The organism is Xanthomonas sp. CPBF 426, from assembly GCF_903989465.1.
In the GTDB taxonomy this organism is placed as follows: domain Bacteria; phylum Pseudomonadota; class Gammaproteobacteria; order Xanthomonadales; family Xanthomonadaceae; genus Xanthomonas; species Xanthomonas euroxanthea.
Genome location: NZ_LR861805.1, coordinates 3,619,174 through 3,641,434 on the forward strand (window position 1 = coordinate 3,619,174; position 22,261 = coordinate 3,641,434).

Consider the following 22,261-nt stretch of genomic DNA (forward strand, 5'->3'; position numbering starts at 1 on the left):
ACCCTGCTGGAGCCCCCCATGCGCACGATCGGTTTTTGGCAGCGCGCGTTCTGCGTGCTGATGCTTGCCCTGCCCGTCCTGGCCACGGCGCAGACCGCGCCGGTGACGGTGTTTGCTGCGGCAAGCCTGAAGGAATCCATGGACGAGGCCGCGGCCGCCTACCAGAAGGCGACCGGCACGCCCGTGCGCGTCTCCTACGCCGCCAGCTCTGCACTGGCACGCCAGATCGAGCAAGGCGCACCGGCAGACGTGTTCTTTTCGGCCGACCTGGAATGGATGGACTATCTGCAGCAGCGCGGCCTGGTGCTGCCGGCGCAGCGTCACAACCTGCTCGGCAATACCCTGGTGTTGATCGCCCCGGCCAGCAGCAGGCTGCGCGTGGATCCGCGCCAGCCGGGCGCAATTGCCAGGGCGCTCGGCGAGCGCGGTCGGCTGGCGGTGGGCCAGACCAACAGCGTGCCGGCGGGCAAGTATGCCGCCGCAGCGCTGCGCAAGCTCGGCCACTGGGACGGCGTGAGCAATCGCCTGGCCGAGTCGGAAAGCGTGCGCGCCGCGTTGATGCTGGTCTCGCGCGGGGAGGCGCCGCTGGGCATCGTGTACGGCTCGGATGCACGCGCCGACCCCAAGGTCCGCGTGGTTGCCACCTTCCCCGACGATAGCCACGAGGCCATCGTGTATCCGGTTGCCGCGTTGAAGAACAGCAGCAATGCCGGCACCGCCGCGTTCGTGCAGTGGCTGGGCAGCAAGCCGGCCGGGGCGATCTTCGTGCGCCGTGGTTTTTCGTTGCAGGATTGAGGCGCGCCGTTGTCGATGTTCACCCCGCAGGAGCTGACCGCGATCGGCCTGAGTCTCAAGGTCGCCATCGTTGCAGCCATCGCCAGCCTGCCGCCAGGCATCGCCTGTGGCTGGCTGCTGGCGCGGCGGCGCTTCCCGGGCAAGGCGCTGCTGGATGCCCTGCTGCATTTGCCGCTGGTGATGCCACCGGTGGTGACCGGTTACGCGCTGCTGGTGGTGCTGGGCACGCAGGGGCCGGTCGGCAGCTGGCTGCTGGAGCACCTCGGCATCCAGTTCGCATTCCGCTGGACCGGTGCGGCGCTGGCATGCGCGGTGATGGGGTTCCCGTTGATGGTGCGCGCGATCCGCTTGTCCATCGAAGCGACCGATCGTCGCCTGGAAGCGGCCGCCGCCACGCTCGGCGCGGGCCCGTGGCGGGTGTTCTTCAGCATCACCTTGCCGCTGGCCTGGCCTGGCCTGGTGGCCGGCACGGTGCTGGCGTTCGCCAAGGCCTTGGGCGAATTCGGCGCGACCATCACCTTCGTGTCCAATATTCCTGGCGAAACCCAGACCTTGTCGTCGGCCATCTACGGGCTGATGCAGGTGCCGGGCATGGAATCGGGCGTGTGGCGGCTGGCCGGCGTTGCGTTGGCGATCTCGCTGGCGGCGCTGCTGCTGTCCGAGTGGCTGGTGCGCAGACCGCATCCACGCGAGGACGGCTGATGCTCGATATCGACCTGCACCTGCAGCGCGGCAATTTCCAACGGCATGTCCACATCCAGGACCAGGCCCGTGTGGTGGCCCTGGTCGGCCCCTCCGGCGCGGGCAAGAGCACGGTGCTCAACGCAATCGCCGGGCTGGTGCGGCCGCAGGCCGGGCATATCCGCATCGACGGGCGCTGCCTGTACGACGCCCGGCAAGGCGTGGACCTGCCCACGCACAAGCGCAGGATCGGCTACGTGTTTCAGGATGCGCGGCTGTTTCCGCATCTGGATGTGCGCCGCAACCTGCGTTATGGCCGGCACGCCCGAGGCGCGGCGCCATTCGGCTTCGACGACGTGGTGGCACTGCTGGGTATCGCGCCCTTGCTGCAACGCCGGCCGCGCAACCTCTCCGGGGGCGAAGCGCAGCGTGTGGCGATCGGCCGCGCCTTGTTGTCGCAACCGGCGATCCTGCTGTTCGACGAGCCCTTGTCGGCGCTGGATCAGGCGCGCCGCGAAGAACTGATTCCCTACCTGCAGCGCGTGCGCGACGAGATCCGCCTGCCGATGTTGTACGTCAGCCACAATCCCGATGAAGTGCAGCGCATCGCCGATAGCGTGCATGTGCTGGAATGAGCGCATCGGCACCGTCGATCGCCACATCCAATCAGCTGGTGTGTCCATGAAACAGTATCGGAAACATGCATTCCCGGTGGAGCAGGTGCGCCGCTTCCTCGAACCCGGGCCGGTGGTGCTGGTGAGCTCGGCCCACAAGGGCCAACGCGACATCATGACCATGGGCTGGCATATGGTGCTGGAGTTTTCGCCCTCGCTGATTGCCTGCTGCATCGCTCCCGGCAACCACAGTTTCGAACTGGTCCGGCGCAGCAAACAATGCGTGATCAATCTGCCGACCGCCGAGCTGCTCGACACCGTGATCGGCATTGGCAACAGCAGCGGTGCCCAGATCGACAAGTTCGACCACTTCGGGCTGACTGCCGTCCCCGGCCAACAGGTCGCGGCGCCAGCCATCGCCGAGTGCTACGCCAGTTTCGAATGCCGCCTGCACGACGGGCGGCAGATCAACCGCCACGCCCTCTTCGTCTGGGAAGTGGTGAGCGCGCAGGTGGCCAGGCGGCCCGCGCTGCCCAGGACGGTGCATTACCGCGGCGATGGCCGCTTCATGCTGTCCGGCAAAGAAGTCTCGCGGCGGCGCCTGTTCGCACCTGAAATGCTCTGATGACAGCGATGCGCATGCTCATTGCGCCACCTTGCCCTGCCGCACGCTGACCTTGCCCTGCCGTACTTCGAAGGTGAACGCGAACGACAGCGTCACCGGTACCGGTTCCTCGCTGATCGCGCCGCTGCAGTCGTCCAGCGCCGCCGGCTGCGCCACGCCTGCGGCAAACGTGCACAGTGCGGCCGGCACGAACCGCCACTGCTGCACCGTGGTACGCACCGCCTGCAGCAAATCGGCGTTGTCCGGCAGCAGACCGGCCGCGCATTCGTCGCGATCGGACATGGGATCGACGCGCTGCACCGCGCCGTCGGCGGCCAGGATCACATGCGCGCATACGGTGGTCGGCGGCAGTGTCTGCCGTGGCGAGTCGGCCGGCAGCACCGGCGCATCGCTGCGCAGTGCGCGCGGCATCCGGAAACGCTGTGCCGGCGCCAGTGTGTAAGACCGGATGGAGCCACCGCCTTCACCGCCCGACTGCGCGCTCAGCATGCGCTGGTCCACCGAATCTTCGCGCTGGCTGCGCTGCTGTTCCTGCACGCCCTGCGTTGCACATGCGCCGAGCGACAGCGCCAGGGCTGCAGTGCATATCGGAGTAAATCGCATCACGGCTTCTCCTGCATTGCGCAGCCTGCCGAGGCACAACCGGCAAGACGGCTGGACGCTGGTGCATCCGGGCGCGCTGCGCCGGCATCGGCAGCCGTGGACGTTTGCTCCGGCGCATCCAGTTCGAACTTCACCGGCACGCGCACCGTGGAAGCAATCGCCCTGCCATGTGCAGACGCAGGTGTCAGCCGCCAATGACGCGCTGCCTCCAGCACCGCTTGATCGAACACGCCGGCCGGGCTGCTCTGCACGACGGCAATCTGCTCCGGTATGCCGCCCGGGCTGACCTGGATCTGCAGTTCGACAAAACCTTCGATGCCCTTGTCGACCGCGGCTGCCGGATACCTCGGCGGTTGCATCGTGGAAAAATCCACCGCGTTGCCCGCCGCCAGCGCCGGCTGTGCCGGCAACGCAATGCGCGCCGGCTGCACGGCCCAGGCAGCGGTGCTGATCGTCGCCGCCAGCAGCAGCACCATCACCACGCGCCAGTGCGCATGCCCGGCAGCTGCGGGTAAACCGCGCAGTGCCGCGATCCGTTGCGCCAACGGAGGCGACGCAGCCCAATGACAGGCCAGTTGCGTGCAACCGGCATCAAGCTGGGTCTTGAGCATGGCGGTGGCGTAACTGCGGCGCTTGCCCGGATGTTGCGCCAGCACGGCCGCATCGCAGGCCAGCTCCTGGTCCAGCCGGAACGCACGCCAGGCCAGATGCATCAGCGGGTTGAACCAGCCGATGCAGAGCATCAGCGCTGCCAGCAGATTCGCATGCAGATCGCCGCGCCGCAGATGCATGCGCTCATGCGCCAGGATCAGCGCACGCTCATCGGCGTTGTAGCGCACGCTGAAATCCGCCGGTACCACGATGCGCGGACGCCAGAGTCCCAGCGATGCAGGAAGGCCGACATCGTGCGTGGCCGACCAGAGCCGGTGGTCGAGCCGGTGCAACGGACCCAGGCGGCGCAGGAAGCGCCGTTGCCGCGTCCACACTCCGAACGCCATCACCACCGCGCCGCCCAGCCACGCTGCCGCCAGCCAGCTTGCCCACGCCTGGCCTTGGCCCTGCACGCTGGAGAGCGCCGGCAGGGCAGTCAGCGCCGGTAACCTCGGCACCGCCACGCCGAGAGACGGGCCTGGCAACACGGCCGCCACCAGGGCCAGCGGGACGCAGGACCAGATCGCATACGCCGCGGTGGCACCCGACAGCTTGCGCAGCGGGCGACGCAGGAACAGGCAGACCAGCAGCGCGACGGTGATGTACAGCGTTGCGCGCGACACCAGGACCCAGGCCTCAGGGTTCATCGTCCAGCTCCTTGATCAGTTGTTTCAGCTCCGCGATATCGGACGCGCTGAGTTTTCCGCGCTCGCTGAAATGCGCCACCAGTGGCGCCACCCGCCCACCGAACAGGCGTTGCAGCAACCCCTCGCTCTGTTGCTGCACCCACTGCTCGCGCGCCAGCACCGGCGAGTAGAGATAGCGCCGCCCTTCTTTCACCGCGCGGATGGCGCCCTTGCCAAGCAGGCGGTTGAGCAGGGTTTTCACCGTCGGCTCGGCCCAGTTGCTGTGGGCAGCCAGCGCGGCGACCACGTCGTCGGCGCTGCGCGGCGCCGCATCCCAGAGCACCTGCATCACAATTGCTTCGGCTTCGCTGATTGGCATGCGATTACATCCGTAATTTTTATCGATTACGCATGTAAAACTTTGACCTGTCAAGCCCGTCCCAACAGCGTTGCGGCAACGGGTGCATCAACCCGGTCTTGTCGGCAGCCCGGGTAACCACCCCGCCATCGCCTCGGCTACCCTGCACCGATGACTGACCACCTGACCGACCTGCCCAGCGCTGTTGCGCACATCCTGCAACGCCTCGACGGCCCGCTGCGTGTCGGCGCGCCGCTGGGCATCGGCAAGCCGCACCGGCTATTGAACGCGCTATATGCGCAGCTCAAGCACACACCCACGCGGCCACTGGCGCTGTATACCGCGTTGTCGCTCAACCCGCCCAAGCCGGGCACGGGGCTGGAGGCGCGCTTTGCGGCCCCGTTCATCGCGCGCCATTTCGGCGAGGATTTCCCGCGTCTTGCCTATGTCGATGACATGCTGCGCGATGCACTGCCGGCGCATGTGCAGGTGGAAGAGTTCTACATGCAGTCCGGCGGGCTGCTGCACTCCACCCAGGCGCAGGCCGACTACACCAGTCTCAACTACACCCACGCTGCTGCCGCAGTGGCGCAGCGCGCACCGAACCTGATCGTGCAGAAAGTGGCGCGCGAACCGGGCGGCACGCGGCTGTCGTTGTCGTGCAACAACGACATCACCCAGGACACGCTGGATGCGGTGCAGGCACTTGGCCTGCCGCGCCCCATGCTGGTGGCGGAAGTGGACACGCAACTGCCGTGGATCGGTGGCACCGCGGCGGTGGAGGAGGCCTTCTTCGACCTGGTCATCGACCTGCCCGGTCCGTCGCCGCGCCTGTTCGGCCTGCCCAGGCAACCGGTGAACAGCGTCGATTACGCCATCGGTCTGTATGCCAGCACGCTGGTCCGCGATGGCGGCACCTTGCAGATCGGCATCGGCACCCTGGCCGATGCGCTGAGCCATGCCTTGGTCTTGCGACACACCGACAACGCCACCTATCGGCGTGTGCTGCATGCGCTGGACCCGGAACTGGAACAACACCCTGCCGTGCGCGCCAGCGGTGGCCTGGCGCCGTTCGAGACCGGCCTGTATGGCTGCAGCGAAATGCTGAATGAAGGTTTCAAGCAGCTGGTGGACTGCGGCGTGATCCGCCGCAAGGTGCACGATGATCTGCCGCTGATGCAGCGCATCGCCGACGGTGGCGCCGACGCGGCCGATCACGCGCGCCTGGCACGCGAAGGCGAGTTTCTGCACGGCGCGTTCTATCTCGGCTCGCCGGATTTCTACCGCTGGCTGCGCGATCTGGATGCGGACACGCGCGATGCCATCGGCATGCGCCGCATCAGCCAGATCAACCAGCTGTATGGCGGCAATGAAACGCTGGAGCGCCTGCAACGCCGCGATGCGCGCTTCTTCAACTCCTGCATGATGGCCACCGCGCTCGGCGCGGCGGTGTCCGACGGGCTGGAAGATGGCCGTGTGGTCTCCGGTGTCGGCGGCCAATACAACTTCGTGGCGATGGCGCATGCGTTGCCGCAGGCGCGCAGCGCGTTGATGCTGCGGGCCACGCGCGATGCCGGTGCGCACGCAGCGAGCAATGTGCGCTGGAACTACGGGCACACCACCATCCCGCGCCATCTGCGCGACCTGTACATCACCGAGTACGGCATCGCCGACCTGCGCCACCAGACCGACCAGGACTGCGTACTGGCGATGGCCGGCATCTGCGATGCACGCTTTCAGGACGCATTGCTGGCGAGCGCCAAGGCATCGCGCAAGCTACGTGGCGACCCTGCATTGCCTGCGCGTGCACGACGCAACACACCGCAGGCGCTGGAACAGGCGCTGGCGCCGTTCCGTCGCGATGGCAGCCTGCCCGACTACCCGCTCGGCAGCGACTTCAGCGAGGTCGAGCAGCGCGTGCTGCGCGCCCTGACCTGGCTCAAACGCGCAACGGCCGGCAACAGCGCCAAGCTGATGACCCTCTGCCGCGCACTGCTGTCACGCGATACCGGCGATGCAAGCGGTGCCGCCGCTCTGCAGCGGATGGCACTGGATGCACCACGCAGCAGTGCCGAGCGCGTGCAGGCACGGCTGCTGGCATATGCCTTGCGGAAAACCGCAGTGCACTGAGCCGTCCGTGTCGCGAGACGCGAGGCCATGGCGCGTTTTCCGCAATATGACGCACGACGGCAACACGGCGGAAAGCCTTGCGTCAGATTTGGCCGCGATGATGGCGGATACCTTCTTTCCGGCCTGGCTGCATGCGCTTGCTCCCCGCTGTTTCGGCGTTGAATCCACGCAATGACCGCAGAACGAAGCCATCGCGCGCGAAGCGAAGCAGCACACGCAGCGCAGCATGCCTTGGCCTGCTGCTGATGGCCGGCGTGGCCGCGCATGCCGCTCCCCGCCTTACCGACCTGCAATATATCGGCAGCCATAACAGCTACCACGCCGGCTTCGCCCCCAGCGAGGCGACGCTGCTGCAACAACTGAGTCCGGAGCTGTTCGCGGCGCTGGATTACCGCCATCCGCCGCTGACCCAACAACTGGACGATGGCGTCCGGCAACTCGAACTGGATGTCTTCGCCGACGCCAACGGCGGCCGCTACGCGCACCCGGCCATCGTCGCGCAGGTTGCCAAGGCCGGCTTGCCGCCCGCAGCGCCAAGCGCACCCGCCGGGGTCATGGACAAACCGGGCTTCAAGGTCATGCATGTGCAGGATGTGGACCAGCGCAGTACCTGCCAGCCCTTGATCGCCTGCCTGCAGGAAGTGCGCGCGTGGTCGACGCAGCATCCCGGGCATGTGCCGATCTTCATCCTGCTGGAAACCAAGCAGGCGCCGATGCAACTGGCCTTTCCGACCGTGCAGCCGGAGCCGTTCGATGCGGCGGCGATGGATGCATTGGATGCCGAACTGCGTTCGGTGTTTCGACCCGGCGAGTACCTCAGCCCCGATCAGGTGCGTGGCAGCGCAGCCACGCTCGACGCCGCGGTGCGTGCGCACGGCTGGCCGGCGTTGGACCAGGCGCGCGGCAAGGTGGTGTTCCTGCTGGATCAACGTGCGGCCGGTGCCAGCTACCTGCCCGGGCACCCGTCGCTGCGCGGGCGTGTGTGCTTCACCAATGCCGTGCCTGGCCAAGACGATGCCGCGTTCACCGAACTCAACGACGGCCCCGCCGAGACGATCACCCAGCTGGTGAAAGCCGGCTATCTGGTACGCACGCGGACCGACGCAGACCTGAAGGAAGCGCTGCGACACGACACCACCCGCCGCGACCGCATGCTGGCCAGTGGCGCGCAGTTGCTCAGCACCGACTTCCCCGCACACGAGCCGGCCGGCAACGGTTATGTGGTGCGTTTCGACGGCGATGCCGTCGCACGCTGCAATCCGCAGCTGGCGCAGGCGCACTGCACGGGCGTCGACCTCAGGCATTGAGTCGCGATCGCGATCGTCGTCGCAATCCCGGCCCCAAGCACAGCGCTGTCGCAAAGGAAGGCGTCGGCGACGCACGCCCGTACCCGCGTCACGAGGGCCGGGCACCCCACGTTCTCCAACCACGCGAGCCAACTGCATGCAGCCCCCCCGCACCATCCATCGCCTGACCTGCGCCATCGCGCTGGCGCTGTCCGCCCCTGCGTTTGCCGAGACGCCGGAGCCTGCCACCACTACGCTGGATTCGGTGAACGTGCAGGCCAAGCACGCCGCCACACCGGGATCGCTCAACGAACAGCGCCTGTCCAGCAGCGTCAACAGCGTGATGAGCAAGCAGCAGATCGATGCGATCCCCTCGGGCGGCATCGCCGATGTGGTCTCGCACATGCCGGGCCTGTCGGCATACAGCGACATGCATCTGGGCCAGGCCACCACCGGCGAAAACGCCTACGTCAGCATTCGCGGCATGGACGCCAGCTACAACGCCTACACGCTCAACGGCTTCGGCATGCCGGAAACCGATTCGTCGACCCGTGCGATCTCCTTGAACATGCTGGCGCCGTTCGGCATCCAGTCGGTGCAGGTGTCCAAATCCCCCACGCCCGACATGCCCGGCGATTCGATCGGCGGCGCGATCGACATGCGCACGCCCAATGCCTTCGACTTCGGCCAGGATCTCTACGCCAAGGGCACCGCGCAGGGCCAGTTCAACGCGCTGGCTTCGAAGCTGGGCGGCAAGCACACCGGCGGCACCTTCCAGCAGGAGCTGGCCTGGAAATTCGGCGATGGCCATGCCTTCGGCCTCTACGCATCGGCGTATTACGGCAAGAACAACAACATGGCGCAGGCGCCGGCGCCCAACAGCAAATACGTGCCGGCCGATCCCGCATTGGCCACTGCAACCGACCTGCGCGATGTCGGGCCGTTGATCAGCACCCGCTACAAGTACAGCCTCTACACCAGCCAGATCGAGCGCTACGGCAGCAACCTCTCGCTGGATTGGCAAGGCGACAACAGCGCGCTGTATGCGCGTGCCGTCTACGGCAGCTACGGCGTCACCGGACAACAGGACCAATCCAGCGCGCGCCTGGAAACCTATCGCAACCAGCCCACCGCGGTGCGCGGCGGCTATTTCAACACGCACGATATCGACGAAAAACTGGCGACGCTGCAGCTGGGAGGCCAGACCACGCTGGAGCGCTTGCGCTTCGACTACGGCAGCTCGGTCGGTCGCGGCACCCGCAGCCGCCCGGACTACGTGTCGGCCAGCCTGTATGGCTTTACGCCCGGCAGCTTCGCCTTCGATCTCAGTAACCCGCGCTATCCCAACATCGCGCCGAGCACGCCCGCCCTGCAGGACTTCTTCTACAACCTGGATTCCTCGTTGTTGTGGAAGGTGCAGGGGCATGACGCCGGCAGCCACGACAACCGCATCAACGCGCACACCGATATCACCTACCAGGTCGATGGCGATGTGCTGGACAGCGTCAAGCTCGGCCTGTCTGCCGACCACTCCGATCGCGGCGCCTACGATCACCCGTTCTTCCACAAGGACGGCAACTTCGTCACCAACGGGCCTTACTTTGGTGGTCCCAACTACGCCTTCCCCACCGCCGGCGGGCCAGCGCTGAGCGCGATCCCGGGCCGCGTCACCTACAACGCCTTCGATGGCCGCTACGCCGGCCCGTTCAAGCTGCTGGACCGCAACTGGATGCTCGCGCAGGCACTGCCCTACAAATACGTCAACGATCCCAACGGCGCCGGTGTCTATACCGCCAACGACTACAACGCCAACACCACCTCCAGCACCGAGGCGATCTATTCCGGTTATGCGATGGCCGCGCTGCATATTGGCTCGGTGAGCGTGCTGCCCGGCGTGCGCTACGAGCTGACACGCTATTCGGCACAATCGTGGCAGTCCAGCGGCGACGGCAGCACCGGCAGCTTCGTCGGCACCGGCAGCACCTACGGACAGGTGTTGCCGGGCATCAGCGTCAACTATCGCCCGGATGATCTCACCGTCTACCGCGCCTCGTTGCGCCGCAGTTTCAGCCGCCCGGCATTCGGCCTGATTTCCGGCGAAACGGTGTACACCATCGACGACACCCAGCAGGTGGTGGGCATCTCCAAGCCCAATCCCGACCTGCATCCGAGCAAGGCCGACAACGCCGATCTCTCTGCCGAATTCTACGACCACAGCGGCGGTGTGCTCAGCGCATCGACCTATTACAAGCGCATCACTGGCTTCATCTACACCTCGCAATCGGCCACCAGCAACGACAACACGCTGGGCGGGCTGGTACCGACCGGCACCACCTTCGAAAACGGCGTGCCGGTGACCATGCCGCAGAACGGCGGCACCGCAACCATCTACGGACTGGAGCTGGCAGCGAACAAACGCTTGCAGGATTTGCCGGGACTGTGGAGCAACGTTGGCGTCAGCGCCAACCTCACGCTGCAGCACAGCCAGGCGGACAGCAAACGCAGCGATCAACCGGAAAAGACCTGGCTGCCGCGTGCACCCGAGCGCATCTACAACCTGGATCTGTTCTACGACGATACGCATCTGCGCACCGACCTGAGCTACAACTACACCGGCCTGCAATTGCTTGGGCTGACCAGCGACCGGCTCAACTATTACCTGCAACCGGTCAAATCGCTGGACTTCACTGCGACCTATCATCTGCCGCACCACGTCGATGTGGGGGTGTCGGCCAAGAACCTGCTCAATGCCGCCACGTTCTACGAAACCCAGGGCAGGTCCAAGCGCTACATGGCCTATGACCCCGGTGCCGACGGCGCCTATGTGCAGACCGGGCGGGTGTACATGCTGACCTTGGGCTACACCTACTGACGGCGGATCGGCAGGCAGCTGCGGCGCGATGTCTGCCGCTGCAGGGACCGGGTTTGCACTTGCTCTCGAATCGATCGCCTGACTGACACCCGGGCGATCGATTGCTGCATCGTGCACGACGCACGCCATCGCCGGGGAGAAACCCAGCCAGGCGGACACATCGCATCGACAGCTGCGCGGAAGAGAAATCACAGATATCCACGCACGATTCGCATCGAGACCGCGTCGTCAGTCAGTCCCGGTGCAGCCATTTCACACAGACCACGCAGGCGGCTCGGGCAAGGTGCGCACATGCCTCTTTCGGACCTGCTCATGCCACCACGCATCCACGCTCGCGCCTGCTTGCTCGCCCTTGCTCTGGGCACCTCCCTGTCCGCACTGGCGCAAGCGCCGCAGCCCGCCGCCGCACCTGCTGCGGCAGCAACGCCCGCTGCGACCGTCGTGCCGACTGGTCCGCGCTCGGACCTGCATGCGCAGGTGTTGCTGGATCGTGCGCATTTCTCGCCGGGACAGATCGATGGCGAGCGTGGCTCCAATCAACAGCGCGCCGTGTCGGGATTTCAGGCTGCGCACAAGATCAAGGTGACCGGCGAGCTGGATGACGCCACCTGGCAGGCCTTGCAGGCCGACAGCACGCCGGCGCTGGTGCAATACACGCTCACCGATGCCGATGTGGCCGGGCCGTTCCAGCCGATTCCGAAGGGACCGGCCGAACAGGCCAAGCTGACGTCACTGGGCTATACCTCTGTGGACGAGGCGCTGGGCGAACGGTTCCATGCCGCGCCGGAGCTGCTGCGCCAACTCAACCCCGGCGTGGACTTGAACAAGGCCGGCGGCGTGATCCAGGTGCCGAACATCGACGGTGTCCCGCCGTTGGCCAAGCCGGCCAAGCTGGTGGTCGACAAGTCCGAATCGACGCTGCGCCTGTTCGATGCCGACGGCAAGGTGTATGCGCAGTTCCCGGTGTCTTCCGGCAGCAAGCACGATCCGCTGCCGATCGGCCGCTGGAAGGTGCTGGGCGTCGCGCGCGATCCGGTGTTCAAGTACAACCCCAAGCTGTTCTGGGACGCGAAGAAGGGGGACCAGAAGGCTACCCTGCCGTCCGGCCCGAACAATCCGGTCGGCCGCGTGTGGATCGATCTGTCCAAACCGCATTACGGCCTGCATGGCACGCCGGAACCGGGCCATGTCGGCAAGACCGAATCGCATGGCTGCGTGCGCCTGACCAACTGGGACGTGGTCAACCTGGCCAGCGTGGTTGGCCCGTCCATGCCGGTGGTGATGCAGGAGTAAGCATGAAACTGCTGATGATGCTGGTGGTGGGCGTCTTGCTCGGTGCGGCCGGTTATTGGTGGCTGGAACGCGAGGCCCCGCAGGCGGCGGTGGCACCCACTTCTGCCACTGCGTCTGCGGTGGCAGCGCAGGCCCAAACGGCAGGCGCCGGGCCGGCGGCATCCTCCGCTGCTGCTCCGGCTGCCGCTGCTCCCGCCGTTGCCGCGTCGCCCTCCACCGGAACGGCAGGTGCTGCAGACGCACCAACCGTGGCGGCATCCGCACCCTCGCCTGACGCTGCAAGTGCAGGCAGTGGCCTGCTGATTCCGGTGCAAGGCATCAGCAGCGGCCAACTGCAGAATACGTTTACTGACGCACGCAGCGAAGGCCGCGTGCACGATGCCATCGACATTCTTGCGCCGACCGGCACGCCGGTGATTGCGGTGGCAGACGGTACGGTCGAGAAGCTGTTCAACAGCGAACGCGGCGGCCTGACCATTTATCAATTCGACCCGGCCGGGACGTACTGCTACTACTATGCGCACCTGGAGCGCTATGCCGACGGCCTGGCAGAAAAGCAGTCGATCAAGCGCGGCCAGATCATCGGCTACGTCGGCAGCACCGGCAATGCCGATCCCGCCGCGCCGCATCTGCACTTCGAGATCCATCGCCTGGGACCGGAAAAACAATGGTGGAAGGGAGAGGTCTTGAATCCCTATCCCGTGTTGCATGGCGATCAACCCCTGCAGTGACGCACGACGTGGCGATGCAGACACAGGCCTGCGCGTGATGCGCAGGCCTTCGCATTTAGATCAACATCCCGCCCGATACCTCGATGCGCTGCGCATTGATCCACCCCGTCCCCGGCGCAAGTAACGCAGCAACCACCGGCCCGATATCGTCCGGCAGTCCTGGCCGTCCCAGCGCCGTGACCGACGACACCATCGCGTTGACCTGGGCGTTATCGCGCACGGTCCCGCCGTTGAAGTCCGTTTCGATCGCGCCCGGCGCCAGCGTATTGGCACGAATGCCACGCGCCCCCAGTTCCTTGGCCAGATAACGGGTGAACACTTCCACGCCGCCTTTCATCATCGCGTAAGCCGATGCACCGGGCAGCGCGAAGCGTGCCAGGCCACTGGACACATTGAGGATGCGTCCGCCATCGGCGATCAGCGGCAACAGCGCCTGGGTCAGGAAATACGGCCCCTTGAGATGGAGGTTGACCAGTGCGTCGAACTGCGCCTGCGTGGTGTCGGCGATGGCCGCATGCAACCCGGCGCCCGCGTTGTTGACCAGCGCATCGAACTGCGTGCGGTCCCAACCGGCCAGCACCTGCTTCAACTGCGCGGCGAATGCCGCAAACGACGCAGTGTCGGCAACATCCAGCGGCAATGCCTGCGCGCGGCGGCCGAGCTGGTGGATCTGCGCGACCACCGCAGCCGCCTCATCTGCCTGGCTGCGGTAGGTCAGCACGATATCGCTGCCGTCTGCAGCGAGCGCAAGCGCGGCATTGCGGCCCAGGCCGCGGCTGCCGCCGGTAATCAGGGTGATCGGTGTGGTGGTCGACATGGATGGACTCCGGTGCGTGTTGCATGCGATGTGGAGCGATCAACACACCAGCCGTGACCGCGAGACGGGCGTGACACTGCCTGACCGTGCCAAGACTATTGCGCTTGCCGCACCGCATAAATCGGTCCAACCTGATTGCACCGTTCAAGAACCTCGACCAATCGATGGACACCCTGGAGTCGCTGCGCGCCTTCCTGCGCGTGGCTGAGCTCGGCAGCTTTACGCGTGCCGCCGACACGCTGGGGCTACCCAAAGCCAGCGTCTCCACCGCCATACAGCGGCTCGAAGCCTCGCTCGGCACGCAACTCCTGCATCGCACGACGCGCCGCGTGCAACTCACCGGCGACGGCACCGCGTTCTACCAGCGCAGCCGCGACCTGCTCGACGACATGGACGAGTTGCAGAGCATGTTTCAGCGCGAACGCAGCCAGCTGCGTGGGCGCTTGCGGGTGGATATGTCCTCCGGCATCGCGCGCACATTCGTGATTCCCGCATTGCCCGGGTTCCTGGCGCAGCACCCGCAGCTGGAAGTGGAAATCAGCGGCACCGACCGGCGCGTGGATGTGGTGCGCGAAGGCTTCGATTGCGTGGTGCGCGTAGGCACGCTCGAAGACACCAACCTGGTCGCGCGGCCGCTCGGTGCGTTTCGCATCATTAGCTGCGCCAGTGCCGGCTATCTCGCACAACGGGGCATGCCGCAGCGCCTGGACGATCTGGCACACCACGACCTGGTGCATTATGTGCCGACACTGGGCCAGCGCTCGCCCGGCTTCGAGTACCACGACGGACACGCCTACCAGCTGCTGCCGATGCGCGGGCCGGTCACGGTCAACAACGGCGATGCCTATCTCGCTGCGGCATTGGCGGGCCTGGGCATCATCCAGGCGCCGGCCAGCCCGCTGCGTCCGTATCTGGACAGCGGCGCACTGATCGAAGTGCTTGCCGACCTTGCACCGGAACCGATGCCGGTCACGCTGCTCTACGCGCAGCGTCGCCACCTGCCGCAACGCGTGCGTGCGTTCATGGACTGGGTTGCAGAGGTGATGGCGCCGCATCTGGAGCCGTTGCAGCCCTAGCCCGCCGTGGATGCGATTGCCGGCACGTCGGCGCGCATGCGCGTGCGGAAGCGGCCCTGCAGCACGCCAACGCTGGCGGGACAGGCCATCAGCGCCTTGTGCACCAGATCGATTCCACTGAAGCACACCAGTTCCGGCATGCAGCGCAAGCAGTGCAATACGCGCAACAGACCTAGGATCGGCCCGCAGGCTACAGACAAGAAAACAGGCACCTGTTGCGAGGTGCCTGCATCGTTGCAGTGGCAGGCCAGGCGCTGAAAGCGCGCCCGGCCTGGTCAGCGGTCAGAACGTGTAGTTGAAGGTCAGCATGCCGTTGCGCGATGCGCCCCATGCGCCATAGCCACCGTTGAACTGCGCGTAGTAGCGCTTGTCGAGCAGGTTGTCGACGTTGAGCTGCACCGAGAACTGCGGCGACAGCCGGTAGCGCGCGAAGGCGCTGACCAGTGCGTAGGCGCCTTGCTGGAAGGTGCCATAGGCCGGGTCCACGTAGTACGAGCGGTTCTGCCAGTTGACGCCGCCGCCCACGGTCAGATCGCTCCACGCACCCTGCGGGGTGTAGCTGTTGAACAGCTTGAGGGTGGTGCGCGGCAGATGCGTGTTGATCGAGGTGCCGTTGTCATCGCGTGCGGTGTAGTGCGAGGCGCCGAAGGTGGTGTTCCAGCTCTCGGTCACCCGCCCGGACACCTCGAAATCGAAGCCTTCGCTGACCACGCCGTTGGCGGCCTGGTACGCCGATTCACTGCTACCGGGCACGAAGCCGCCGGTGGCCACGCCCAGGTTGTCCTGCTCGATGCGGAACATCGCCAGCGAGGCATTGAGCCTGTCGTCGAACCACGCGGCCTTGACGCCGGCCTCGTAGCCCTTGCCGCTCAACGGATCCAGGTAGCCGCCATTGGCATCGCGCAGCGTCTGCGGGTTGAAGATTTCGGTGTAGCTGACGTAGGTCGACCACACGTCGTTGATATCGTAGACCAGGCCGGCGTACGGGGTGACTTCAGTCTGGGTGTCGGAGAACGGCACAAGGCGTTGCGTGGTCGAATCGAAGTTGCGGCCATCGATCTGCCAATCGGTATAGCGCGCACCCACCAGCAGCGTCAGCGGATCGGCCAGCGAGAAGCGTGCAGCCACATAGGCGGCCTTCTGCTTGATGGTGCCGTCGCTCTGCACCGTGCGTGGGCTCCAGTTGGGTTCCGGGTACGCGCCGGTCCAGCCGAAGTAGCTGTCAAGTGCCGCCGGGAAATCGAAGGTGCCGTTATTGACGTACTCGCGGCGGTTGTAGCTGGCGCCGGCGACCAGCTGATGCTCGCGGCCGAACAGCTGGAACGGGCCTTCGGCATAGACATCGGCACCATCGGCCTTGCGCTCGGTCAGGTAGTTGCCCGAGTACGGCACCACGCCGCCGCCGGTGGCACGGTCGAACCCGAAGATCGTATAGAACGGATAGAACAGGTGATTGGCCGCTTCGGTGTTCTCGTGGCTCAGATTGGCCTTGAGGGTCCAACCGTTGTCGAAGCTCTGCTGCAGGCTGGCGAAGGTGCGCTGCAGGCGCGTGTCCCAGAACGTCCAGTCGGCTGCCGGGTTGAACGAACGATCGTAGCTCGTGCGGGTGCCATCGCTGTAGAACAGCGGGAAGCCGCCCCAGGTGACATCGTCCGATTCCTTTTTCTGGTACTCGTAACCCACGCTCAGCAAGGTGCTGTCGGTGAGGTCGGCGTCGATGATGGCCGAGCCGATCTTCTTGCGCAGGTTGTAGCGGTCCATGTCCGACTCGCCGTCCTGGTACACGCCGATCACCCGTGCGCGCACGTTGCCGCTGGGGCTGAGCGGAACGGTGACATCGGCCACGCTACGGGTCTTGTTGAAATCGCCGCCACCCACCGACACGGTGCCCGTGAAGTCGCGGCTGAGCGCATGCTTGCGCACCAGGTTGATCGAGGCCGACGGATTGCCCGAGCCGGTGAGCAGGCCGGTGGCGCCACGCACCACTTCGACGCGGTCGTACAGCGCCACGTCCAGCGCCGAGTCACCGTAGCTCCAGGCCTGCTCCATGTAGGCCGGGATGCCGTCGAACTGGTAGTTGTCGATGTAGAAGCCGCGTGCGTAGAACTCCAGCCGCTCGCTGTCGCTCTGCGCCACCGAGATGCCGGTGACGTTGTTGAGCACGTCGGTGATGCTCTGCAGGTTCTGGTCGTCCATGCGGTCGCGGGTGATCACGGTCACCGACTGCGGAATCTCCCGCAACGACAGGTCCATGCGCGTGCCGGCGGTGGTTTTCTCCACCGTGTAGCCCTTGGCCTGTTCCCCCTGCACGATCAGCCGGTCCAGCGTGGTGACCTCGGCATCGGGTGCGGCAGCAGGCGTCTCGGCCAGCACCTGGCCGGCGGCCATGGTGCACAGCGCGGCCAGCAGCGCGCGCGGCAGGACATGGCGACGCGCGCCCACGGAAGCAAGACGCAATTCGGTACTACGGATCATCGGGGACTCCAACACAGACGGGTCAGACCACGCGCTGCGAAGACGCCGCGCCGGCAATAGGGGGGGAGGAACGCTGTGCCGGACCTCCGGCAGCGCGCCATTTTAATGGGAATGATTCACATTTTAAACAGCCGGATTGACATTTTTTTAGCATCCGCTTGACACAAGCGAGCGCTACCTGGCTGTGGGGCCCGCAGATCGATCTGCATCCCCGCCGTCCGCCATCGCCATAGCGATCCACCAGCGCGGACCCGATCCGGCCGTCCCAAGGAGAGCAGCACGGCCCGTTTCGATGGACTGTCTGCCCAGCAGGCAACCCCGCGCTACCACGCACCGGGCACGATCCGATCCGCCGATGCGGGATGCGCAGTTACAGGCGCTGACAAGGATCCGCGCATCAGCGCTGGCCAACGACGCACTGACGCGTGCAATGGTCCGCTGCACGATGCCCCCCTTCGCGCACGAGCCCAACAAAAAAAGCCGGCTTTCGCCGGCTTTTTTCAGGCAACACGCAAGGCCTTACAGCGCCTTGGCCGCCGCAACCACATGCTCGGCGGTGATCTTGAAGTACGCGTACAGCTGGTCCGCCGGCGCCGAGGCGCCGAAGGTATCGATGCCGACCACGTCGCCATCCAGGCCCACGTACTTGCGCCAGAAGCCGGTCACGCCCGCTTCCACCGCCACGCGCTTGCGCACCGCATTCGGCAGCACCGACTCGCGATAGGCCGCATCCTGGCGATCGAACACATCGGTCGACGGCATCGACACCACGCGCGTCTTCAGGCCGGCCGCGTCCAGGGTCTGCTTGGCTTCCACCGCCAACCCGACTTCCGACCCGGTGGCGATCAGGATCACGTCCGGCACGCCGCCTTCGGCCTCGGCCAGCACATAGCCACCGCGTTCGATCAGCTTGAGCTGCTCGTCGCTGCGCGGCTGGTGCTGCAGGTTCTGGCGGCTGAACACCAGGCAGCTCGGGCCGTCCTTGCGGGTGATGGCGGCCTTCCAGCTCACCGCCGACTCCACCGCATCGCCCGGGCGCCACACATCGTTGTTGGGGATGTAGCGCAGCGAGGCCAGGTGTTCCACCGGCTGATGGGTCGGGCCGTCTTCGCCCAGGCCGATCGAGTCGTGCGTGTACACATGGATGGCGTGGGCCGGATTCAGCGCACTCATGCGCACGCCGTTGCGGGCGTAATCGCTGAACACCAGGAAGGTGGCGTCGAACGGAATGAAGCCGCCGTGCAGCGCCAGGCCGTTGGCGATGGCGGTCATGCCGAACTCGCGCACGCCGTAGTAGACGTAGTTGGCATTCGGGTCATCGGTGGCCACCGACTTGCTGGCCTTCCACAAGGTCAGGTTGGAATGCGCGAGATCGGCCGAGCCGCCGATCAGTTCCGGCAGCAACGGCGCGAACGCTTCGATCGCCAGCTGCGAGGCCTTGCGCGAGGCGATGGTCTGGCCGTCCTGCTGCGCCTTGGCGATATAGGCATCGGCCTGGGCAATGAAGTCGGCCGGCAGCTCGCCATGCGAGCGGCGGGTCAGCTCGGCAGCTTCGGCCGCATACTGCTTGCCGTACTTGTCGAACAGCTGCTCCCACTCGGCCTGACGCAGCGTGCCGGTGCCGTTGGCACGCCAGCCAGCATAGATCTCCTCGGGAATCTCGAACGGGCCGTACGGCCATTCCAGCGCCTTGCGTGCACCCTCGAGTTCTTCCTTGCCCAGCGGTGCGCCATGCGAGGATTCCTTGCCGGCCTTGCTCGGCGCGCCGAAGCCGATCTTGGTGCGGCAGCAGATCAGCGTGGGCTTGTCGGTATTGTCCAGCGCAGTCTCGATGGCGGCCTTGATCTTCTCGGCGTCATGTCCGTCCACATCGCGGATCACATGCCAGCCATAGGCCTCGAAACGCTCCGGGGTATTGTCGCTGAACCAGCCGGCGGTGTTGCCGTCGATGGAGATCTGGTTGTTGTCCCAGAACGCGACCAGCTTGCCCAGGCCCCAGGTGCCGGCCAGCGAGGCGGCTTCGTGGGAAATGCCTTCCATCATGCAGCCATCGCCCATGAACACCCAGGTGCGGTGGTCGACGATTTCCAGCTCCGGGCGGTTGTAGCGCTGCGCCAGCAACTTTTCGGCCAGCGCGAACCCGACCGCATTGGCAAAGCCCTGCCCGAGCGGACCGGTGGTGGTCTCCACCCCGGGGGTTTCGCTGCGCTCGGGATGGCCGGCGGTTTTGCTGTGCAGCTGGCGGAACTGCTTGAGCTGCTCGATCGGCAGGTCGTAGCCGGACAGGTGCAGCAGCGCGTACTGCAGCATCGAGCCGTGGCCGTTGGACAGCACGAAACGGTCGCGGTTGAACCACTGCGGGTTGTTCGGGTTGTGCCGGAAGAAATCGTTCCACAGCACTTCGGCAATATCGGCCATGCCCATCGGCATGCCGGGATGGCCGGATTTGGCGGCTTCGACCGCATCGGCGGCGAGAAAACGGATGGCGTTGGCCAGCTGGCGGCGGGTGGGCTGGGTCATGGGCGTCTATGGAAGCGGAGGGGAACACCGCTGGAAGCGGAGACACTTATTCTCCCACAGAGCGCGTTAGGGGAATGGGGAGTCGGGAATGGGGAATGGGATGCAGCGCTGCAGGTTTGCTGCTGATGCCAACACCGCAATCCCTGCCCCGGTGCTGCATGACCACCCCATTGCACGTACCGATCGCAACAGCCCGCTTTACCCATTCCCGATTCCCAATTCCCTATTCCTCGCCCTTGGCAACCAGGGTCGTCAGCGCCAGATCGCCGGTCACGTTCAGCGCCGTCCGGCACATGTCCAGGAAATGATTGACGCCCAGGATCATGCCGATGCCGACCGGGTTGACCCCGACCATCGCGCAGATCAGCGCCACTACCGGCAGCGAGCCGGACGGCACGCCGGCGGTGCCGATGCCACCCAGGATGCAGACCAGCATCACCATGAACTGCTGGCCGATGCTCAGGTCCACGTTGAAGAACTGCGCCAGGAAGATCACCGTCACCCCTTCGAACAAGGCGGTGCCGTTCTGGTTGGCGGTGGCGCCCACGGTCAGCACGAAACGCGACACCCGCGGCGGCAGGCCCATCTCGTCGGCCACACGCAGGGCGGTCGGCAGGGTGGCGTTGCTGGAGGCGGTGGAGAAGGCCATCATCGTTGCCTCCTGGGTCTGCCTGAAGAAGCCGATCGGCGAACGCCCGGCAAACTTCACCGCCAGCCCGTAACTCACCACCATGTGCAGGCCCAGCGCCAGCACCACCACGCCTACATAAGCGCCCAGGCGGATCAGCAGATCGAAGCCGAACAGCGCGGCCAGATTGAACATGAAACAGGCCACCGCATACGGCGCCAGCCGGATCACCAGGCCGATCAGGGTCATCGAGATTTCGAAGATGCCCTCGATGCCGCGCTTGAGCGTGGCCACCTTTTCGTCGGCGGTCAGCACCATGCCCACGCCGAACATCACCGCAAAGAACATCAGCGACAGGATCGCACCGTTGCTGGACGCTGCCGCGATGACGTTGCTGGGCACGATCGACAACAGCATGTCCATGCCCTGCGGCTGGGTGCCGGAGCTGGAGATGATCTCGCGGGTACGCTCGGCGTTCTGCTGGATCAACTGGTTGGCCAGCTGCGGGTCCACGCCGGCACCAGGCTTGAGCACATTCACCAGCACCAGCCCCAGCAACACCGCCACGCCGGACAGCACGACGGTGTAGCCCAGGGTGCGCCAACCCACACGCCCGAGCGCACGGATGTCACCCATTTCGGAAATGCCCATCACCAATGCCGAGAACAGCAGCGGCACGATCAGCATGAAGATCAGATTGAGGAAGATCTGCGAGAACGGCGTGGTGACGTATTTGGTGACCACGCGCACCCAGTCGGCATCGCTGCCGGCCAGGTAGTAGACAGCCAGACCCAGCAGCAGACCGACGGCGAAGCCAATGCCCATCTTCCAATGCAGGGGCAGGCCCGGGCGGCGTGCGGCGGGGGATGCAGTCATCTGGTCGGGCCTTGATCTGGACACAAGCCCCGGAGCTTAACAAACGCCATCGACGCGGCCACCTACCCGGCCGGCCGCCATGCGCCCGCCCGAGGGTAGGTATTCCTCACGACATCCGGTGATGCAGCCGTTGGAGCGGGCGAGGCCCCTGCGACCAGCCCGCGGATCAGCCGCGCTGCAAGTGCTCTATCCGCAGTGCCCAGGCCTCATCGGGATACGACGCGTAAAGCAACGAATCCATCGACCCAGGCCGTCATCTAGTCGCGACCGGATGCGTGAATCAAAAGCCCGGTGAGTCGAGGGCGCGGTGCCCTCACCGCTTGCGTGACACGCCGTGAACCCGTCCCTGGGGGCTCGGTGGCGGCATCCATGCCGCTACACGGTCCCGCAACCGGCGAGGACACCGCACCAGGACGTTAGTCGGCTGCTTTATTGAAAGCGTTTCGCTCGGCTTGCAGCGGCAGACGAGACATTTCCATATCTCTTGTCGAAAGCCTGCCTGTTGCTCGGCTTGCGCGGGGAACTGGTCGGACGCAACGTGATTCGAACAGCGAAAGCCATGCCTTGCTTGTAACTGCGCACACCGACCATCTCGATTGGTCCT

17 protein-coding genes are annotated in these 22,261 nt (G+C 65.7%); 10 read left to right on the forward strand and 7 right to left on the reverse strand.

Annotation, left to right across the window (positions count from 1 at the left end):
* The first annotated feature begins 18 nt into the window (after nt 1-18).
* The 4 genes from modA to H7A87_RS15360 are packed head-to-tail and all read left to right on the forward strand — an operon-like array spanning nt 19 to nt 2,715.
* The gene (gene modA / locus H7A87_RS15345; protein ID WP_115677399.1) at nt 19-795 is read left to right on the forward strand and encodes a molybdate ABC transporter substrate-binding protein; all 777 of its coding nucleotides are present in this window, start codon (nt 19-21) and stop codon (nt 793-795) included.
* Nucleotides 796-810: 15 nt separating this feature from the next.
* Nucleotides 811-1,497: a molybdate ABC transporter permease subunit gene (gene modB, locus H7A87_RS15350; RefSeq protein WP_180497036.1), complete on the forward strand. Its 687-nt coding sequence runs from the start codon at nt 811-813 to the stop codon at nt 1,495-1,497.
* A complete protein-coding gene (gene modC / locus H7A87_RS15355; RefSeq protein ID WP_115677306.1) occupies nt 1,497-2,111 on the forward strand; it encodes a molybdenum ABC transporter ATP-binding protein in 615 nt (204 codons plus the stop codon). The genes modB and modC overlap by 1 nt, the downstream gene beginning before the upstream one ends.
* A 46-nt stretch (nt 2,112-2,157) precedes the next feature.
* Nucleotides 2,158-2,715, forward strand: coding sequence for a flavin reductase family protein (locus H7A87_RS15360; protein WP_119127520.1), 558 nt, complete (start codon nt 2,158-2,160; stop codon nt 2,713-2,715).
* 18 nt (nt 2,716-2,733) lie between these two features.
* On the opposite strand, the gene H7A87_RS15365 is transcribed toward H7A87_RS15360, so the two are convergent.
* Genes H7A87_RS15365 through H7A87_RS15375 form a run of 3 tightly spaced genes read right to left on the reverse strand, consistent with a single transcriptional unit; the run spans nt 2,734 to nt 4,974 of the window.
* The gene (locus H7A87_RS15365) at nt 2,734-3,318 is read right to left on the reverse strand and encodes a hypothetical protein (RefSeq protein WP_119127518.1); all 585 of its coding nucleotides are present in this window, start codon (nt 3,316-3,318) and stop codon (nt 2,734-2,736) included.
* Nucleotides 3,318-4,616 carry a TonB family protein gene (locus H7A87_RS15370; protein ID WP_119127516.1) on the reverse strand — a complete coding sequence of 433 codons (1,299 nt, stop codon included), beginning with the start codon at nt 4,614-4,616 and terminating at the stop codon, nt 3,318-3,320. Before H7A87_RS15370 ends, H7A87_RS15365 begins: the two co-directional genes overlap by 1 nt.
* Nucleotides 4,606-4,974, reverse strand: coding sequence for a BlaI/MecI/CopY family transcriptional regulator (locus H7A87_RS15375; RefSeq protein ID WP_180496737.1), 369 nt, complete (start codon nt 4,972-4,974; stop codon nt 4,606-4,608). The genes H7A87_RS15370 and H7A87_RS15375 overlap by 11 nt, the downstream gene beginning before the upstream one ends.
* A gap of 150 nt (nt 4,975-5,124) precedes the next feature.
* On the opposite strand from H7A87_RS15375, the gene H7A87_RS15380 reads away from it, so the two are divergent.
* From H7A87_RS15380 to H7A87_RS15400, 5 genes are all read left to right on the forward strand, one after another.
* A complete protein-coding gene (locus tag H7A87_RS15380; protein WP_180496739.1) occupies nt 5,125-7,083 on the forward strand; it encodes an acetyl-CoA hydrolase/transferase C-terminal domain-containing protein in 1,959 nt (652 codons plus the stop codon).
* A gap of 131 nt (nt 7,084-7,214) precedes the next feature.
* Nucleotides 7,215-8,390: a phosphatidylinositol-specific phospholipase C1-like protein gene (locus H7A87_RS15385; protein ID WP_119127512.1), complete on the forward strand. Its 1,176-nt coding sequence runs from the start codon at nt 7,215-7,217 to the stop codon at nt 8,388-8,390.
* 136 nt (nt 8,391-8,526) lie between these two features.
* A complete protein-coding gene (locus tag H7A87_RS15390; protein ID WP_119127510.1) occupies nt 8,527-11,241 on the forward strand; it encodes a TonB-dependent receptor in 2,715 nt (904 codons plus the stop codon).
* A 369-nt stretch (nt 11,242-11,610) separates the two neighbouring features.
* Entirely contained in the window at nt 11,611-12,534 is a 924-nt protein-coding gene (locus H7A87_RS15395; protein ID WP_180497037.1) for a L,D-transpeptidase, read from the forward strand.
* 2 nt (nt 12,535-12,536) lie between these two features.
* On the forward strand, nt 12,537-13,265 hold the full coding sequence (locus tag H7A87_RS15400; protein WP_119127507.1) for a M23 family metallopeptidase: 729 nt from the start codon (nt 12,537-12,539) through the stop codon (nt 13,263-13,265).
* A gap of 55 nt (nt 13,266-13,320) precedes the next feature.
* Here H7A87_RS15400 and H7A87_RS15405 read toward each other — a convergent pair whose 3' ends face one another.
* Nucleotides 13,321-14,082 carry an SDR family oxidoreductase gene (locus H7A87_RS15405; RefSeq protein WP_119127505.1) on the reverse strand — a complete coding sequence of 254 codons (762 nt, stop codon included), beginning with the start codon at nt 14,080-14,082 and terminating at the stop codon, nt 13,321-13,323.
* 98 nt (nt 14,083-14,180) lie between these two features.
* Between H7A87_RS15405 and H7A87_RS15410 the strand changes: the two genes are divergently transcribed.
* On the forward strand, nt 14,181-15,158 hold the full coding sequence (locus H7A87_RS15410) for a LysR family transcriptional regulator (RefSeq protein ID WP_180497038.1): 978 nt from the start codon (nt 14,181-14,183) through the stop codon (nt 15,156-15,158).
* Nucleotides 15,159-15,440: 282 nt separating this feature from the next.
* Here H7A87_RS15410 and fhuE read toward each other — a convergent pair whose 3' ends face one another.
* The 3 genes from fhuE to H7A87_RS15425 all read right to left on the reverse strand — a co-directional run bounded on the left by fhuE (nt 15,441) and on the right by H7A87_RS15425 (nt 21,657).
* Nucleotides 15,441-17,633 (reverse strand): ferric-rhodotorulic acid/ferric-coprogen receptor FhuE, encoded by a 2,193-nt coding sequence (gene fhuE, locus H7A87_RS15415; protein WP_119127503.1) that lies wholly within the window; start codon nt 17,631-17,633, stop codon nt 15,441-15,443.
* 519 nt (nt 17,634-18,152) lie between these two features.
* Entirely contained in the window at nt 18,153-20,153 is a 2,001-nt protein-coding gene (tkt, locus tag H7A87_RS15420) for a transketolase (RefSeq protein ID WP_119127501.1), read from the reverse strand.
* Nucleotides 20,154-20,376: 223 nt separating this feature from the next.
* A complete protein-coding gene (locus tag H7A87_RS15425; RefSeq protein WP_102253528.1) occupies nt 20,377-21,657 on the reverse strand; it encodes a dicarboxylate/amino acid:cation symporter in 1,281 nt (426 codons plus the stop codon).
* Nucleotides 21,658-22,261 lie beyond the last annotated feature (604 nt).

Excerpts from the sequence above, each read along its gene's own strand:
- modA (WP_115677399.1), top strand. The coding sequence starts at position 19 with ATGCGCACGATCGGTTTTTGGCAGCGCGCGTTCTGCGTGCTGATGCTT.
- modB (WP_180497036.1), top strand. The coding sequence starts at position 811 with ATGTTCACCCCGCAGGAGCTGACCGCGATCGGCCTGAGTCTCAAGGTC.
- modC (WP_115677306.1), top strand. The coding sequence starts at position 1,497 with ATGCTCGATATCGACCTGCACCTGCAGCGCGGCAATTTCCAACGGCAT.
- H7A87_RS15360 (WP_119127520.1), top strand. The coding sequence starts at position 2,158 with ATGAAACAGTATCGGAAACATGCATTCCCGGTGGAGCAGGTGCGCCGC.
- H7A87_RS15365 (WP_119127518.1), bottom strand. The coding sequence starts at position 3,318 with ATGCGATTTACTCCGATATGCACTGCAGCCCTGGCGCTGTCGCTCGGC.
- H7A87_RS15370 (WP_119127516.1), bottom strand. The coding sequence starts at position 4,616 with ATGAACCCTGAGGCCTGGGTCCTGGTGTCGCGCGCAACGCTGTACATC.
- H7A87_RS15375 (WP_180496737.1), bottom strand. The coding sequence starts at position 4,974 with ATGCCAATCAGCGAAGCCGAAGCAATTGTGATGCAGGTGCTCTGGGAT.
- H7A87_RS15380 (WP_180496739.1), top strand. The coding sequence starts at position 5,125 with ATGACTGACCACCTGACCGACCTGCCCAGCGCTGTTGCGCACATCCTG.
- H7A87_RS15385 (WP_119127512.1), top strand. The coding sequence starts at position 7,215 with ATGCGCTTGCTCCCCGCTGTTTCGGCGTTGAATCCACGCAATGACCGC.
- H7A87_RS15390 (WP_119127510.1), top strand. The coding sequence starts at position 8,527 with ATGCAGCCCCCCCGCACCATCCATCGCCTGACCTGCGCCATCGCGCTG.
- H7A87_RS15400 (WP_119127507.1), top strand. The coding sequence starts at position 12,537 with ATGAAACTGCTGATGATGCTGGTGGTGGGCGTCTTGCTCGGTGCGGCC.
- H7A87_RS15405 (WP_119127505.1), bottom strand. The coding sequence starts at position 14,082 with ATGTCGACCACCACACCGATCACCCTGATTACCGGCGGCAGCCGCGGC.
- fhuE (WP_119127503.1), bottom strand. The coding sequence starts at position 17,633 with ATGATCCGTAGTACCGAATTGCGTCTTGCTTCCGTGGGCGCGCGTCGC.
- tkt (WP_119127501.1), bottom strand. The coding sequence starts at position 20,153 with ATGACCCAGCCCACCCGCCGCCAGCTGGCCAACGCCATCCGTTTTCTC.
- H7A87_RS15425 (WP_102253528.1), bottom strand. The coding sequence starts at position 21,657 with ATGACTGCATCCCCCGCCGCACGCCGCCCGGGCCTGCCCCTGCATTGG.